The organism is Corynebacterium sp. c7Ub_26 (assembly GCF_053760365.1).
This window is the reverse complement of sequence record NZ_JBSNBL010000003.1, coordinates 153,258-170,313: the sequence shown is the minus strand read 5'-3', so window position 1 is coordinate 170,313 and position 17,056 is coordinate 153,258. Positions and strand designations below refer to the sequence as shown.

The following is a 17,056-nucleotide window of genomic DNA, read 5'->3' as shown; positions in this document are numbered from 1 at the left end:
CTCTTATCTTTAGCCCGGGTGGTTAATAGCCGCCCGGGCTTTTTCATGCGTTGATTAGCGTTGGGGCTGGAAGAGTGCAGTGCGTTGCCCGTGTCTGTTGTCCTCCCTGTCGTCCTCCTTATAGAGCCCTGGGGGCCGACGCCCTGCGGAGAGCAAAATTGCAGCCTCAGTAGCTTACTGAAACAAAATATCCTCCACTGGCGAATTAAATAGAGTCCCGGGCATACTATGTGCACAGCTGACCCAATCGTCGGCAGTACATATAGGTGTCTGCGTGGAGCGCAATTCCTAGGTGCGAGGCCGATCCCGCGATGGCCGCCATGAAACATGGCGTAGTCGTCGTACAAAACGGGTGAAGCCACCGTCCCTTTTGGTATGGTCACCTTTCACAATTAACTCCGCGCAGTGAGCCACTAGTTCTCCGCCTAGTTATCAGTTCCCCAATGATGGAAGCTTTATGAAAGAAGCAGCAGCCCCTGAGCAACGTGTTCAGCTTGACGAATCACCTATTAACAACACTCAGACAGGGAAGCGGTATTCGCCCCGAATGGGTTTGGGCGAATTTACCATGAATGTCCTCAACGGCATTTCGGTTGCCGTGGTTGTGGCATTGGTTCCCCAAGCGCTGTTAGGAGAGCTATTTAAGGCCCTTCTTCCCGTTTTCCCGCAGGGGAAGGAAATCATCGGGATGGTGTCCGTCGCCTCCAGTATGTTGCCGATAGCCATCGGCCTCCTGGTTGCGATGCAATTCAAAATGACGCACATTCAGACCGCTACGGTCGCGATCTCCGCTGTCATGGGGTCAGGCGTCGTCAAGGGGATAAACTCCGACGGAATCCTCCAGCTCAAAGGCACCGGGCTGGTGATCAACACCGGGCTGACCGCTGCCTTCGCCGTCATCATGATTCTCCTCATTGGCGACAGGCTTAAGAGCTACACCATCTTGGTGCTTCCGCCGACGGTCATCGTGATAGCTGGAGGGCTCGGTAAATTTGTGACGTACCCGGCGGTGCTGGTCTTCACGAAGTGGCTGGGGGATCTCGTCGTCGGGGCGGCGGATCTACAGCCCATTGTGATGGGGCTCATCCTGGGCATTGCTTTCGGCCTGATGATGGCGTCGCCAATTTCGACGGTCGGAATCGCCACCGCTATCTTCCTGTCCGGTATTGCCTCGGGCGTGGCGAACGTTGGATGCTGCGCCGTTGCGTTCACCATGATGTGGGCCGGGTGGAAAGTGAATGGGCCGGGTGGATCGCTTGTGCACGTGGTGGGATCCGCGAAAGTTCAGGTTGCCAACATGATGCGACGGCCTGTTGCGCTGTTGCCGGCGATAGTTGCGTGTGGCGTTAGTGGCATTGTGGCAGGCATTTTCCGGGTGCAAGGTACGCCCATTTCGGCCGGCTTCGGGATTTCCGGGCTCGTTGGGCCGCTGGCGGCGCTGAATGCCGAGGGCTGGGGATGGAGTGTTCGGAACATCCTGGTTGTCGTGTTTGTTTACGCGGTCGTGCCGTGTGTGTCGGCGTATTTCGCGGTCAAACTCTTCGATAAGAAGCTCGGCATGACGAACCAAGACATGTATGCCCTGAAGTTCGACTAAATCTCTATTGGGGGAGCGATCTGAGATTTGGTTGGTGGGGGGCGGGGCCTGGTGTTGGTGGGGCGCAATCAGTCTGGGTAGCGCCTGGTGTCCGGTGTCCATGGGGGGCTGAGCTGGGCTTTTTGGGGTGGGGATCTCCGGGCCCAGACTGCCTTCCGTGCTTAGCGCCTAAAACCGCGGGAGTATATCGCGGGTCTATGTGAAAACTGTGGGGGATATGGTCAATTTTCGGCCGATTTTCGCCCATATACCCCCGCACTTTTAAAACGTCCCAATATTCCCCCGCAGTTTTCACGCTTCACTCAGGTCGCGACGATGCCTGACGGCTCTCAGGCGTGTGACCCGCCGGTTCTGAGGCTCTCAGCCGCGCCTTATTCACCGGCTTAGTGACTCGCGCCGCACTTTATCTAGGTCTGAATTATGAGATGGACCGGTTCAAGGTCCAGCCTCGAAAACGTGGCTCGGGCCTGGAATATTTTCCCTGTTTAAACCGTTATTCCCAATGTAAAGTTAAGTCTACTAGACTCAACCTTGAGGCTTGGTGGGCGATCCACGTGTGTGGTGGCGTTAGTTCGCCCGGCAGTTGTGGCATGCGCCGACGGTTACCGCGCGTCTGGAACCACGGACACGAACCCGACGCCAGCCGGGCGGCTCTAAATAGCCGGAAGCGAGTGGCCAAGGCGCCACGTGGCACCCCACACGCCACCACAGCGCACCGACGACACCAACCAATACAAGACAACAACACAGTAGCAAGCAAGAGCAAGCAACAAAGCGACAAATAGCGGAAGAAGGCAAACATGACGGCTCAACGAGAATGGGCAGAGAAGGATTATTACAAGGACTTAGGAGTTTCTCGCAGTGCCAGCGAGGACGAGATTAAGAAGGCGTACCGCAAGATCGCGCGGGATAACCACCCGGACAGCCACCCGGGCGACTCCGCCGCGGAGGAGCGGTTTAAGCAAGCCAGCGAGGCGTATTCCGTCGTCGGCGATGCCAAAAAACGCAAGGAATACGACGAATTGAAGGACATGCTCGCTTCCGGCGGCCTCGGAGGCTTCGGTGGCAGTGGCTTCAATAACGGCGGCTTTAACTCGGGCGGATTCGGCGGCCAGTACGGGTCGTCGGGAGGTTTCCGCACCACTTTTAGCAATTACGATACGGGCAGCGGATTCTCCGCCTCCGACCTGTTCGGCGGCGGGTCCGGCGGAGGAATCGGCGATATCCTCGGCGACCTCTTCAACGGCCGGGGTAGCGCGTCTGCTGCCGCTAGCCGTGGCCAGCGTAACCTCCGCGGTGCCGACGTCGAAACGGAAATTACGTTGGGTTTCCGCGAGGCCACCAAAGGCGCCACCGTGCCGATCCGTTTGACGAACCCCTCGTCGTGCCAGGAGTGTCACGGTTCGGGTGCGAAACCTGGGACGTCGCCGCATACATGTTCGGCGTGTAATGGCAAGGGTGTTGTGTCCGACAATCGGGGCGCGTTCGGGTTGTCGCGGCCGTGTTCCGATTGCGGCGGGACGGGCACGAAGATCGACGATCCCTGCTCGGCCTGCAAGGGTAGCGGTGTGGCCAACCGCACTCGGACGGTTACCGTGCGTGTGCCGTCGGGCGTTGTCGATGGCCAGAAGGTTCGCTTAGCTGGTCAGGGCGAGGCGGGAATGCGCGGCCGTCCGGCGGGCGATTTGTTCGTCACGGTCCATGTGCGGCCGGACAAGCTCTTCACTCGGAAGGGCGACGACTTGCGCGTCACCGTCCCGGTTAGTTTTTCTGAGCTCGCGTTGGGCGGGGTCGTCACAGTGCCGACGCTGGACAACAAGGTTCGCGTCAAGATCCCCGCGGGCACTAACGACGGCCGTACGCTGCGTGTTCGTGGCCGCGGTGTGCCGAAGCGCAATCAGAAGAATGGCGACCTCCTCGTGACGGTGAAGGTGGCGGTCCCGCCGAAGTTGGACGAAGGGGCTGCCTCTGCGCTCCGTAGTTACGTGGCCGAAGAGAAGCGCCTGGGCTTTGACCCGCGCGCTAACTGGCCAGAGAAGGAGGGGTAAGTCATGGCTTCGAACTCTGATCGACGACGCAACACGACGGACCCCTCGAGCGCTGGCGGAGCTGGCGGAACGCGTGGGGCTGGCGCTGGCGCGACCGGCGGAATTGGCGGCGAAAACCGCGCGACCAGCGACAGGTCTCGGCAAACACACACCAGAGGACGTGGACAGCCGCTGGGCGAGGTACGTCGGGAAGAAGTTTATGTCATCTCGGTGGCAGCGGAACTGACCGGACTCCACGCTCAGACGCTCCGCACCTACGACCGCATGGGGCTGGTCACACCCGAGCGGACGCGCGGAGGTGGGCGTCGATACTCGCCCGATGACATTGAGATGCTTCGCGAAATACAGAAGCTTTCTCACGAAGATGGTGTTAACCTCGCGGGGATACGGGCGATCATTGACCTGAAGTCTCAAGTGGATGAGCTGCAGGTGGAGAACCATCAGCTTCGGGAGCGGTTGGCTCGTATGGAAGCTCAACATGGCAGGTCACGTGGGGAAATTGTGCATGTGCCTCGGTCTACCGCTGTTGTGATGTGGGAACCGGGGGCTCGCCGTAGAAAGGATAGGCGTGATAGAAGGTAGCCGGCCGCGCGGCCATGACTCTGTGACGCAGGATGGCGACGCCACCTCCGGAGTTCATGAAGCATCTCTGGTCCCCGTGGTCACTGTCCTTCAAACTGACGGGTCGCGCTTCGTTGATGCCGTGTTTACTCACCTGTTCGCTCGCCGTCCCTCGTTTATCCGGCGGCTCCCGGCGGACTTGTCGCAGCTTAAGCCCAGTTTTCGGCGTGCGCTGGTACATGTGTACGCCAAGCAGGCGACAGGCAACGGGCTGGATCGACGCACCCGGCGTTTTCTCCGGCACCTCGCCGAAGACCACCGCAGCTTCGGCGTCGAAGCCCCCGACTATGTTGCGATGGGGGACGCCATTATCGACGCCGGCCGCGAGATAATCGCGCCGCAGGTCACGTTGGAAGAATTCGAGCTCTTCGCGATGGCAACCGGCCAGATCATCGGCCTTATGGAGGAAGGTGCCGCCGAATACAGCGAAGTCCCCGTGCGCTGGGGCGCCACTGTCCTGGATGTCGATCACCGGTCCGACGCCATCACGGTCGTCCGGCTCGCCGCGGATTCGCCGATTCCGTACCGCGCCGGGCAGTTGGTGTCGGTCCTGGCGCCGCAGTCGTCGGGTAAGCGGAAATGGCTGGCGCCCGCCATCCCGCACAGCGACGATGGGCTGATCGAGTTTCATCTGGAAGTGCCGCGGCTCGAGGGGTCCCGGCAGCAGGCGCTAACGGGCAGTTCAGCGCTGGTTTTTGACCTCGCGCGCATGACTCGCCCTGGCGACGTGTGGGAGATCGGCGCCGCGCGCGGTTCCATGACGGTTGATCTTCTCGACGGTTCGCGCCCCGTATTGATGGTGGCCCACGGTGCCTATCTGGCGGCGATTCGCGCGATAATCCTCGACCTTGCGTCGAAACCGTCGCCGCCGCAGACGTACCTATTCTTCGGCGCCGAGTACCCCAGCGACCTGTACGAACTCCGGACGCTCTGGTCATTCGACACGGCCATGGACTGGCTGACCGTGCACCCGTCGACGGTGCATGCGGAGGAAGACCAGTTCGCCCGCATGTCGGCCTACGCTGTCGCGCCACGCGATTTCACTGTTCGGGAGGGTATTTCACTTGCCGACGACGTTATGGCGCGCGGCCCGTGGCTCGGCCATGAAACGCTGTTGGCGGGGCCGAAGACGATAGTGGGGGACATCAAACGGAAGCTTATGGCGTCGGGCATGAACCCGGCGCTGATCACCATGACCTCGTAGACACTTCCCGGCGCGAAAACGGCGCTGCGCTAATCAGCGAGGCACGTGCGCCGCGCCCACGCACAAGTGCGCTACGAAATAACCACCACGAGGTCGCCACCATCAACGTGGAAGGTCCCGTCGGAAATAATGCGCTCGATGGTTCCATCCACGGGGGCCGTGATGCTCGCCTCCATCTTCATCGCCTCGATCACCGCGATCTTGTCGCCGGCGTGAATAGTGTCGCCTTCGTTCACGGTCACCGTGACATTGCCCGCGTAGGGTGCGGCGACGTGGCCGGGGTTGGAGCGGTCGGCTTTCTCCGCGGGGTTGACGTCGGCTTCGACGGATTCGTCGCGAACAAAGACGGGCCGCAGTTCACCATTAAGGAAGCACATGACGGTCCGCACGCCGCGCGCGTCGGGCTCCGAAATGGACTGCAGCTGCACGATAAGGTCGATGCCCTTTGCCAGCTGAATCTTTTGTTCTTCGTTGGGGTACAGGCCGAAGAAGAACTGGTTCGTGGAGAGGCGGCTGACCTCACCATATTCGTTGCGGTGGGTATCAAAATCGGCGGCGGGCCCGGGGAAGAGGAGCCGGTTCAGCGTGTTCCGACGATCCTCCGACGACCCATTCAAGTGGTCCTCATCCTCGGCCGATACCGGCGTGATCTCCGGTGTTTTCTCCCGACCCTTGAGCGCCTGGGTACGGAACGGCTCGGGCCACCCACCGGGCGGCGTTCCCAGCTCACCGTTGAGGAACCCGATGACCGAATCCGGGATGTCATAGTCATTCGGATTTGCAGCGAAGTCCGCCGGATCAATACCCGCACCGACCAGCTGTAACGCGAGGTCACCGACCACCTTGGACGACGGCGTCACCTTCACCAGGTGCCCGAGCATCTTATCGGCCGCGGCATAGGCGTCCTCGATTTGCTCGAAGTTGTGCTCCAAGCCCAGCGCCGTCGCCTGCGCACGAAGGTTCGTCAGCTGGCCACCAGGAATTTCGTGGTTGTACACCCGGCCCGTCGGGGCAGCTAGCCCCTTGTCGAACGGTGCATACACCGAGCGCACTCCCTCCCAGTACGGTTCCAATGCGCTCACAGCCGCAAGGTCCAGGCCAGTGTCGTACTTCGTGTTCGCCGTGGCGGCGACGATGGCCGACAGTGACGGCTGCGAGGTCGTCCCCGCCATAGGAGCCGATGCGCCATCGATAGCATCCGCACCAGCTTCCCACGCCGCCATGTACGTGGCCAGCGATCCGCCGGCAGTGTCATGCGTGTGAATGTGGATGGGTAGGTCGAATTCCTTACGCAGCGCGGTGACAAGCATGCGCGCCGCCTCGGGGCGGAGCAGCCCGGCCATGTCCTTGATCGCCAGAATGTGCGCGCCCGCATCCACGATCGTGTGCGCCAGATTCATGTAGTAATCCAGCGTGTAGAGCTTTTCGTTGGGGTCGGCGACGTTGCCGGCGTAGCTCATCGCCACTTCCGCCACAGCGGTTCCGGTTTCCCGGACGGCGTCGATCGCGGCCTTCATCTGGCTCACGTCGTTCAGGGCGTCGAAAATTCGGAAAATGTCGACGCCAGACGCGGCAGCTTCCTTCACGAACGCCTTCGTGACGGTCTCGGGGTACGGCGTGTATCCGACGGTGTTGCGCCCGCGGAGCAGCATCTGGATACACACGTTGGGCATCGCTTGGCGCAGACGATCCAGCCGCGCCCACGGATCCTCCTTGAGGAACCGCATCGCGACGTCATACGTGGCGCCGCCCCACGCTTCGACAGACAACAGCTGAGGTGTCGTGCGCGCGACGTGGCCCGCGGCGGCCACGAGGTCGTTGGTGCGGACGCGGGTGGCCAGTAATGACTGGTGCGCATCGCGGAACGTCGTATCGGTCACCGCAACACCGCGGCGTTGGCGCAGATCCTGCGCGAATTTCTCGGGCCCGAGCTTCAGAAGGCGGTCGCGCGATCCCTCGGGCAGCGGAGCCGACGTGTCCAGGGTCGGCAATTTATCTGCCGGGTTGAGAGTGGTAGCGCGCTCACCGTTCGGCTTATTCACCGTCACATTGCCCAGGTACCGCATGATTTTGTCGGCCCGGTTGGCATACGGCTTGGTCGTGAGCAGATCGGGGTGATCCGCAATAAATGACGTGGTGAAATTGCCGGCGCGGAAATCCGGGTTATCCAGAACACCGCGAAGGAAGCGGATGTTCGTCGCGACGCCCCGAATGCGGAACTCATCGAGCGCGCGTCGGGCACGATGGACGGCGGAGTTGAAGTCTCGACCGCGACACGTGAGCTTGACCAGCAGCGAATCGAAGTGCCCGGTGACCTCGGCACCCGTGGCGGTGCCCCCGTCGAGGCGAATACCGGAACCGCCTGGCGACCTATAGGCCGTGATGTACCCGGTGTCGGGGCGGAAGTCGTTGGCCGGATCCTCCGTGGTGATGCGGCATTGCATCGCGGCACCGTGGAAAGAAATAGTGTCCTGGGTCAGCCCAATTTCGGGCAGCGATGCGCCCGCCGCGATCTGCAGCTGTGCCCGGACAATGTCGATGTCGGTGATTTCCTCGGTGACCGTGTGCTCGACCTGCACGCGGGGGTTCATTTCGATGAACACGTGGTTGCCGTCTTCATCAACAAGGAATTCGACGGTTCCTGCGCCGCAGTAGTTGATGTGCTGCGCGAAGTTCACCGCGTCGGTACAGATGGCCTCGCGCTGTTCAGGTGTTAGGCTAGGCGCGGGCGCGAGTTCCACAACTTTTTGGTGGCGACGCTGCACGGAGCAATCGCGCTCAAAGAGGTGGGCGACGTTGCCTTGCCTGTCAGCGAGGATCTGGACCTCGATATGCTTCGGGTTAACCACGGCCTGCTCAAGGAAAACGGTGGGGTCGCCGAAGGCGGTTTTGGCCTCGTTAGATGCGGTTTCGCACAGCTCGCGGAGTTTGTCGCGGGAGGGGATGAGGCGCATACCGCGCCCGCCACCACCGGCAACGGCCTTGACGAAGAGCGGGTAGGGCATATCTGATTCGTCGGCCAGGCGTTCTAGTTCGTCGAGGTCATCGGTGGCGGGGGTGTCGCCGAGGGTGGGCAGCCCAGCCTCTTTCGCGTTGTGGATCGCGGTGGCTTTGTTGCCCGTCATATCGAGGACGTCGGCGGTGGGGCCGACGAACGCGATGCCCTCGCGTTCACAGGCGCGTGCGAGCTCAGGGTTTTCGGAGAGGAACCCGTAGCCGGGGTAAATGGCTTCGGCCCCGGAGTTTTTGGCGACGGAGATGATTTCGTCGACGTTGAGGTAGGCCTTGACCGGGTGGCCTTCTTCCCCGATTTCGTAGGCTTCATCAGCCTTGATGCGGTGGGAGGAGTGTCGATCCTCCCAGGGGTAGACCGCGACTGTGCTGGACTCGAGTTCGTGTGCTGCGCGGAACGCGCGGATGGCGATCTCGCCGCGGTTGGCGACGAGAACTTTAGAGAACTGACGTAGTGGCATAGCTTCCTATCTCAACATTGAGGCGAGCTGGTCGTGTCGATGAGTTTAGCGGTAACCACGCCAACAAACGATGTCAGTTGGTCAGGCCCTTGATGTAACCAAACCGGTGGTTCGTGATCGATACCGCTTGTTCCAGCAGGAATGGAAGAATTTCACGACGTCCATCGGCAAGAACCGGATGATCAATAACAATCGATCCCGAGTGCGCCGCCGCTTTGTACAGCGCCGGGTCGACGTCGCCGAGGGTGCGCACACGAACGGACTCCGCGTTTTCCACTTCGGCCGCGTAGGTGGCGTCTTCCACACGACGGATGCTGAATCCCATGGCACCCAGCTCGGTGGCGGTCTCTGCGGTGGCGGAAACGTCCATCGGAGTACCAGAGATTTCCGACGCCAGCGTCAGACGAACAAGGTCGCGAATGAGTGTCGGTGACGAGCTGGGCGATCCAACTCGGACACGCAACGGTGCCAATAGAGGCCGGTAGCGGAAGATATTGGACTCCGCGATCAGCGCGGTGTTGTCGTGCTCAACGCCGAACTCGGTGCTCCACGCGTAGGCGTCAGACTCGGCAGCACGACGCAGCCAATACAGGTCGGCTGGTGTGAGCGTGTTGTCCAACTGGCCTTTGATCCGACGGAGTCGCTGGGCAACGTGGCGCTGGAGCCCTGCCCGAGGTAGCTCGTCGACGTCCCCTTCGGACCATGTTCCCTGTTGTGCCACGTAGTTCGGGCCGCCAGCTTTCGCACCCGATCCGAGCGCGGAGGCTTTCCACCCGCCGAAGGATTGCCGCTGCACGATGGCCCCAGTGATACCCCTGTTGACGTAGGCATTGCCGACTTCCACGTGGTCAATCCACCAGTCGATCTCGTCCGGGTCGAGGGCGTGCAGTCCGCCGGTGAGCCCGTAGCCTGTGGAGTTTTGCCATTCGGTGGCTTCCTCCAGGGTGGCGGCGTGCATGATGCCGAGAACTGGCCCGAAGCACTCGTGGGTGTGGTACCACGATCCGGGTTTGACATTGTCGCGCAGCCCGGGGGACCAAAGCGTCCCTTCTTTGTTCAGCTTCCGCGGCTTGACCAGCCATTTCTCACCGCTTTCGAGCTGGGTCAGCCCCCGCATGAGTTTGTCGGGTGGGGGCTCGATGATTCCATTCATGGTGGTGGAGATATCGGTTCCCGGGCCCACTTTGAGGGTCTCGACGGCGTCGATCAGCTGGTTCATGAATCGCTTTGACTTGCCGACGCTACCCACCACGATGACTAGCGACGACGCAGAGCATTTTTGCCCTGCATGCCCGAAGGCGGACCGGTAGACGTCGGAGACGGCGAGGTCCGGGTCGGCAGACGGGGTGACGATGATGGCGTTCTTGCCGGACGTTTCCGCGTTGATCACCATCTGTGGTTTCCAACTCCGGAAGAGTCGCGCTGTGTCGGATGCGCCGGTGAGGATGATGGAGTCCACCGCCGGGTGGGAGACGAGGTGTTGGCCGGCCTCATTCTCGGCAACGTTGACGAGTTGGAGGAGTTCCTCGTCGATGCCTGCTTCACGAAGTATCCCCACCGCAACTTCGGCGATGCGGACGACTTGTGGTGCAGGTTTGATGACGACGGCCGCGCCGGCAGCGAGGCCGGCGAACACGCCACCCATGGGGATGGCCAGCGGGAAGTTCCACGGCGGGGTAATGAGGACAACAGAGTACGGGGTGAACCGCGATCCCTTGACGCCATCGAGCGCGCGAGCGGATTCTGCGTAGTAGCGGGCGAAGTCGATGGCCTCAGAGATCTCGGGGTCGGATTCCGCCACGGTCTTGTTCGCCTCGTGCGTCATGGCGGCCAGCAGTTCGCCGCGGTGCGCGGCCAGTGCGTTAGCGGCGGCGTCGAGCACCTCGGCGCGGTCGTGCCCGCTGGTGTTGCCCCACGCGGAGGAGCGTGACCGTGCGCGGGCGACGATGGCGCCGATATCCGACTTTTCTGTGATCAGCGGGCTGGTGACGGGCCCCGGATCGTGGTCTAGCCACCGCAGGGCCCACTCGCGGTTGGCGGGCAGCGACGGGTCAGTGTCCGGCTCGTTGACGAAGTGCCCGGGGACGGACTCGACTCGCTTGGACACATCTGCGGCAGATCGTTCTTGCCGACGGTCCTGCTGGCGCCGTGGCCCCGCGAACGTGGTCCACCGGTCGTTGACGGCGTTGAGGTAGCGCTTTTCTTGCTCCTGCATCGGCGTCATATCGTCATCGCCGGCGACATCGGGCGCGAACAGCGCGTAGAGGAAGTTTTGGTGCGCGCCGTTTTCTTCGAGCCGTCGGACCAGGTAGGACACGGCAACGTCGAAGTCTTCCGCGTGGACGACGGGGGTGTACAGGATGACCGTCCCCGTGATCTGACGCACGGCCCGGGCCTGGGCGGGCGCCATACCTTGGAGCATTTCGATATCGAGCTGATCTTCGACGCCACGCTGCACAGAGAGTTCGTGCGCGGTGGCCACCGTGTAAAGGTTGTGAGACGCCGCACCAATGCGAATGGCGGTCGCGTGCTCAGGCTGCAGCGCAACATCCAGGAGCCGCAGGTAGTTGGCGTCGACCTCGGCCTTCGTCAAGTACGGGGTCTGCTTCCAGTCGTGAATTTCGGAGTCCACGCGCTCCATGGACAGGTTCGCGCCCTTCACAATGCGCACCTTGATGGGCGCACCGCCCTTGTTGACGCGCTCGTGCGCGAAGTCGATGAGTTCGTGCAGGGCATCCAGGGTGTCGGGAAGGTAGGCCTGGAGCACAATGCCGGCTTCCAGGTCCATGAACTCGTCTTCGCTCATGAGCTCCTTGAAGAGCTTGATGGTGAGGTCGAGGTCCCTATATTCCTCCATATCCATATTGATGAAGGGGTGCGGTGTGCGTTTGACCGCTTCTCGATAGAGAGGACGGAGGCGTTCCTTCAGCCGACGCGTGTTTCCTTCGATATCCCACGGGTTGAGCTGGGAGCATACCGACGACGCCTTGATGGACACGTAGTCCACCTTGGGGTTGCGGAGGAGCTCGATGGTCCGGTCTAACCGGCGTGTTGCCTCGCGCTCGCCGAGGACAGCCTCGCCGAGGAGGTTGATGTTGAGCCGGAACCCGTTGGCGTGCGCGTCGTCGAGCAGTTTGTCAAGAGCCTTGCCATTGGCATCGAGCACCAGGTGCCCGACCATTTTCCGCAGGTAGCCACGGGCGATGGGCATCACGATGCTGGGCAGCACCTGTCCAGCTAGCGCTCCGAGGGAGACTAGTGCCGTATTCAGTGGCCCGAGAAAGTCGGGGAGGGGTTCTTTCCGTCCGAATGGGCTGCCCAAGGAGGCAAATTCCTTCGCGGCGACGGCGTTGTCTTCTGGTCGTGCGACGCGATCGACGAAGCCCATAGTGAAGTCGATGCCCTGTGGATCGTGAACGAGGGCCGCGAGTTGTTCAGTGGACGACGATTCCTTGCGCGTCTGCTCCCCGTTGGTCGCCTCGAGCCATTCGTGTGCGCGGGCGATGGCGCGGTCGGTGATGTCGTCGAGGTCGTGGGAGTTCGGCGGTGGCTTAAGGAAGTCAGGATCGTCGACGTTGCTGGCGGTTGTGGTGGTGGCGGAGATTTCGTCACCGGTGGCGTTCAGCTTCTTATCTTTCTTGTTTTTCTTACCGCTTTTGTTGTGTTTGCTGCTCATGGGGTGCTCCCTTGTGGAGTGTGGGTGGTTGGTGTGCGTCCTGACTCAGTGTGTGGCCGAAAGTCACAATTGCGCTGGTCAGTATGTGTGAAAACCACATTATTGCGCTGTTGCACCTCCTGCAATGATCACCCCTGAGATGTGTGGGCATCGGCCGGCACCCCGTCGGTAATGACCTGCGCAAGCGCCGCCGAGTAGTCCCTGTACCGGTGGTTTTCCATCAGCTCACTGAAATCCATCTCAGAAATAACGACGCCTCCCAGGTCGCGGATTTTCTGGTCACTGGGGGGAGTAGCCGCCAGACCGTTGGGGGTGAGCCACGCATCGGCACCCCAGCGTGCGTAGGACGGGTCTGGGCCGTGCGCACCGACGTCTGGTCCGGTTGCGAACATGATGGGATCAGCATCATTCCTACCGACGACGATCTCCGCGTGCCCGTCCAGCGCGTGTGGCGCTAATTCGTGCGCATGATTCGCGCCGGTTCCTGGGGAGCCGACGATGACGACGGTGTCGGCTTCGAGTGGCGGTGTTGTGTCTGACGGTGTTGCGTCCGAGGATCGTGCCGCATGCCCGACGACGACGCTGCCGTAGCTGTACCCGGTGACGGTGAGTTGCGCGGACGGGTTGCGAGTCCGGAGCGATTGTTGGAATGAACGCAGGTTTTGTGCTCCGCGGGTGGCGTTATCGGTGCTGGCTGCAGCGGGTAGCGATCTGGGCGCTGGGTAGGCAGACCATGCGATGACGCTGGCTTTGTTGCCACTGGCTTGCCTGATTTTATGTGCCCAGTCTGTGTGCCCGTGAATACGCCCGGGTTCACTCGAGCCGACTCCGCCGACGAGGGTGGCGACGGCGGGACTTGTGGTGGGGTCTCCTAGCGCGATGACTACTCCGTCATGGTCGAGGTGGACGAGGTAAGCGTCGTCGTTGTCGGCAAGTGTCTTCAGTATTCCCTCCAAGTACTGCTTTTCTTTGTCGTTGTGCGCGGTAGAAAGCCAAGTGTCGAGGCGTTCTCCGAGGATACGGTCGGTGTCTTCAACGGTGCGTCCGTCGAGCCAGGGTTGTGAGTTGTCGCGTTGGGGGTCCGGGTCGGGCACGGTAGTGGGTAGGAAGGCGTCGGTGATCCCGGCGTCGGCGAGGACATGGGCGAGTGGTTTGAAGTTGGGGCTATTCCATACGTCGACCAGGAGGTGCGCGAGCACACCGTCGATAGTGTCCAGGAACTTGAGTAGGAGGGCGAGGTCGGCCTTGCATGCCGTTTCGATGATGTACAGGCCGGTGCTAATGAACGGGTCGGCGGTGGCGTCGCGTTGAGCTTGGAGCTCTTTGATGGTGTGCTCGAGGGATTGCGCGTGGCAGAGGGGGCCGCGGAGTGCCGACGAGTGCGCGCGCAATAGGCCGACGGACTGTGTGATGTGGTCGATGACCGCGCGCGTCTCCGCATTAATCGATTTCAGTGATGCATTGGCGGCGTCGCCGTTGATTCCGCCGATGATGTTGGCGGGGATGGGGCTGTCTGAAATGCGGCTGGTCAAGGGCCCGATGAGTCCGGCCATTGAGGCGGCGACGGCATTGAGCTCGTCGGGGCTCCACTGAGGGACATGTGTGAGCGGGCCTCCTCCGAGCAGGCCGTGTGTCAGCGGTCCTCGCATTACCGACGCTTGAGCTGCCAAGGTTTTGTTCACCGTCGAGGTTGCATTAAGTGCCATGAGCTGCACCTTTAACCGATGTTGTCCGCAGGCGTGGCAGTGTCACCTGCACGCATCGGGGACAGTTCGCTCAAGTGCGTTGATGAGGCATCGTCCGCGGCGCAGACACGGCGTCGTAACGAATCGACGGATTCCGCGAACCGCGTATGCCGTGCGCTCAGTTCGTGGACCTGGGCATAGGCGGCGTCGGCCATAGCGAGCAAAGCGGCGTGGGTTCGTGATGAGTGGAAGCTGGGCGCTTGTTCATGCGCGGCGTCGCATACAGCGCCGACGTGCTCGGCGTGTTCCGCATGGTCGTGGTGGTCGTGCATCAGGGTGCGCAGTGCGGACGGAGTGATCGTGAGAGTCATGCGCCACATCGTGCCAAGAACATGAGTGTTGTGTGCGTCGTCAATAGTGCTAAACGCTTTTTCTGTGGATAACTCCGCGCCTGTGGATAACTGGGGGTCGGCGGCCAAAATAGCCCCTAACGTGTCACACCCTGCCGTTAAACTGCCACGGGGGGCTTCTATGCCCTGACAGCAAGCCCCTATGCCGTTACCCCAAACTGATCGAGCGCCAACTTCCCGGCCATCAATACAACCACGACAAGCAAAACAATGCGGACGAATCCAGCACCTTTATAGAGGACCATTCTTGCCCCGATCTGCGCCCCCACAATGTTGGTGACGGCCAGCCCAAAGCCCAGCAGCCACCAGATATCCCCATTGATCGCAAAAACAACCAGAGCACCTAAGTTCGTGAAAGTATTGAGGATTTTGGCCCACGCGGCACTGTTCAAAAAGTCCTCACCCAGCAGCGATGTGATCGTAAGGATTAAGAACAAACCGGTACCGGGGCCGAACGCGCCATCGTAAATTCCGAGCCCCGTGATCAGTACCAATGTCACCACCCATCGCCCACGCGTGACGGTCCGTCGGACAGTGACCTGCCCAAACGATGGCCGGAGCAGGACGAACGCACCGATGGTGACAAGGAGCACGACAACTATCGGCCGCATAATGTTCTTATCAACGGACGACGCGAGAATCGCGCCGAGCGCCGACCCTATGAACGCCAGGGGAGCGTAACGGAAAGCGGTCCGTGCGGTAGGGACGCGCCGAGCCATGGTGATCGCAGAACTGCCGGTGCCGCAGATAGCAGCGATTTTGTTCACCCCGAGCGCCTGAGCATACGTGAAGCTGGGGTTCAGGATCATGATGAAAGGAAGGAGGATAAGCCCACCACCGCCGACGACGGCGTCGACCCACCCAGCGAAGAGTGAGGCGGTCAGCATGAGGACGATCACGGCGGCGGACATGCGAAAATCGTATCGCTTTCCTTCCTGCTCTTCGCTTATAGCTACTGCAACCCGCTGCTAGTCTGTGGCGTATGCGCATTTCACTGGCCCAGATTTGTTCCGTCCCCGATGTTTCTAGGAATACGGATGCTGTGTGTGAGTTGATCATGCGTGCGTCGTCGGAGAACTCTGATCTCATCGTGTTCCCGGAGGCCTCGATGTACCCGTTCGGTCAGGGTCGGTTGGACACGATCGCGGAGCCCCTGGATGGTCGGTTTGCAACGTCTGTTCGTGAGACTGCCGAGGCTGCCGGCATCGTTGCCGTGGTGGGCATGTTCGTGCCGGCCGATTCTGTCGAGACCGAGAAGGGTACGCGCCATCGGGTCGACAACGTTGCGTTGGCGGTTGGCCGTGATGGGGCCGACGGTGACCGCGTCAACGCGGCGTACCGCAAGATCCATTGCTATGACGCGTTCGGCTACCGCGAGTCGGACACGGTTCGCCCAGGTGATGAGCTGGAGTATTTCCAGTGCGCGGGTATGACTGTCGGACTGTCGACGTGTTACGACATTCGTTTCCCGCAGCAGTTTAAGGATCTGGCACGGGGTGGTGCGCAGGTTATTGTCGTGCCGACGTCGTGGTCGGATGGCCCGGGCAAGCGCGACCAGTGGCGGACATTAACTGCTGCACGAGCGTTGGATTCGACGACGTGGATCGCGGCTGCGGGGCAGGCCCGCCCGGGCGGATATGACAAGATCGGCCAGTCCGACGGACCGACCGGGATTGGCCACAGTGTTGTGGTTGGGCCCGACGGAACGAGGGTCGCGGAATTGGGCTACACCTGCGGATATGTCACCGCCACCATCGACACTGATCGTCTAGACTCCGTGCGACGAAGCATCCCGGTGCTTGGCGACGATTAGTTCCGACGGTTGTTTAACACCGACGGCTATTCAGTGCCGAGGGAAGATTAGTGCCGACGGCCGAACCGAGGTAGACGTCTAGGCGGTGATCTAGTGTGATCGCTTCCGTACGTAGGTGGCGAATGAGGTCAGTAAAGCGCCTCCACCGACATAGGCGATTAGGGAAGGTGAGAAGATTTCGTCTTCCTCTTGCTGGGTAACCCCGTACCAAATTCCGAAAATAATTAAAACGGCGCCCGCAATCCAGACAAAGTACTGATGTTTTGAATCAATCAACGTGACGGGGAAAAGAGGATTAGCCCAATAACGGCAACGATGGTTAAGCCGATTCCCACCATACCGACTGGCCACGCGCCATTTATCACGGAGCCAACCACAATTAAGAGAACACCAATGCCTACCGAGGCGAGTTCAATAATTGGCAATTTGCTGGATTGAGCATTCATCTTTGTCCCCTGTAACGAATATAGAAATTTTTCTTTTTAAGTCTTTAAGTCGGTTAGTTTTGTAATCTTTGGCAGTGACGGTA

General features: G+C 60.9%; 11 protein-coding genes. 5 read left to right on the top strand and 6 right to left on the bottom strand.

From position 1 onward, the window contains the following. The first annotated feature begins 568 nt into the window (after nt 1–568). From ACWORE_RS06490 to ACWORE_RS06475, 4 genes are all read left to right on the top strand, one after another. Nucleotides 569–1,597 (top strand): PTS sugar transporter subunit IIC, encoded by a 1,029-nt coding sequence (locus ACWORE_RS06490; protein ID WP_455303349.1) that lies wholly within the window; start codon nt 569–571, stop codon nt 1,595–1,597. Nucleotides 1,598–2,397: 800 nt separating this feature from the next. Then, nucleotides 2,398–3,645, top strand: coding sequence for a molecular chaperone DnaJ (gene dnaJ, locus ACWORE_RS06485; protein WP_455303209.1), 1,248 nt, complete (start codon nt 2,398–2,400; stop codon nt 3,643–3,645). Nucleotides 3,646–3,816: 171 nt separating this feature from the next. Beyond that, complete coding sequence (locus ACWORE_RS06480) at nt 3,817–4,227, top strand: heat shock protein transcriptional repressor HspR (RefSeq protein WP_296137408.1); 411 nt, start codon at nt 3,817–3,819, stop codon at nt 4,225–4,227. Beyond that, a complete protein-coding gene (locus ACWORE_RS06475) occupies nt 4,214–5,470 on the top strand; it encodes a hypothetical protein (protein WP_455303208.1) in 1,257 nt (418 codons plus the stop codon). The genes ACWORE_RS06480 and ACWORE_RS06475 overlap by 14 nt, the downstream gene beginning before the upstream one ends. Nucleotides 5,471–5,541: 71 nt before the next feature. On the opposite strand, the gene ACWORE_RS06470 is transcribed toward ACWORE_RS06475, so the two are convergent. From ACWORE_RS06470 to ACWORE_RS06450, 5 genes are all read right to left on the bottom strand, one after another. Next, nucleotides 5,542–8,943 carry a pyruvate carboxylase gene (locus ACWORE_RS06470; RefSeq protein ID WP_455303207.1) on the bottom strand — a complete coding sequence of 1,134 codons (3,402 nt, stop codon included), beginning with the start codon at nt 8,941–8,943 and terminating at the stop codon, nt 5,542–5,544. 73 nt (nt 8,944–9,016) lie between these two features. Continuing rightward, the gene (locus ACWORE_RS06465) at nt 9,017–12,619 is read right to left on the bottom strand and encodes a proline dehydrogenase family protein (protein ID WP_455303206.1); all 3,603 of its coding nucleotides are present in this window, start codon (nt 12,617–12,619) and stop codon (nt 9,017–9,019) included. Between the two features lie 128 nt (nt 12,620–12,747). Continuing rightward, nucleotides 12,748–14,325, bottom strand: a complete 1,578-nt coding sequence (locus ACWORE_RS06460) for an alpha/beta hydrolase (protein WP_455303205.1) — start codon at nt 14,323–14,325, stop codon at nt 12,748–12,750. 11 nt (nt 14,326–14,336) lie between these two features. Beyond that, a complete protein-coding gene (locus ACWORE_RS06455) occupies nt 14,337–14,783 on the bottom strand; it encodes a hypothetical protein (protein WP_455303204.1) in 447 nt (148 codons plus the stop codon). Nucleotides 14,784–14,854: 71 nt separating this feature from the next. Next, on the bottom strand, nt 14,855–15,625 hold the full coding sequence (locus ACWORE_RS06450; protein WP_455303203.1) for a TSUP family transporter: 771 nt from the start codon (nt 15,623–15,625) through the stop codon (nt 14,855–14,857). 71 nt (nt 15,626–15,696) lie between these two features. Here ACWORE_RS06450 and ACWORE_RS06445 point away from each other — a divergent pair, with 71 nt between their 5' ends. Beyond that, nucleotides 15,697–16,527 (top strand): carbon-nitrogen hydrolase family protein, encoded by an 831-nt coding sequence (locus ACWORE_RS06445; RefSeq protein ID WP_455303202.1) that lies wholly within the window; start codon nt 15,697–15,699, stop codon nt 16,525–16,527. A 272-nt stretch (nt 16,528–16,799) separates the two neighbouring features. Here ACWORE_RS06445 and ACWORE_RS06440 read toward each other — a convergent pair whose 3' ends face one another. Further along, nucleotides 16,800–16,973, bottom strand: a complete 174-nt coding sequence (locus tag ACWORE_RS06440) for a hypothetical protein (protein WP_406605511.1) — start codon at nt 16,971–16,973, stop codon at nt 16,800–16,802. Nucleotides 16,974–17,056: the final 83 nt, after the last annotated feature.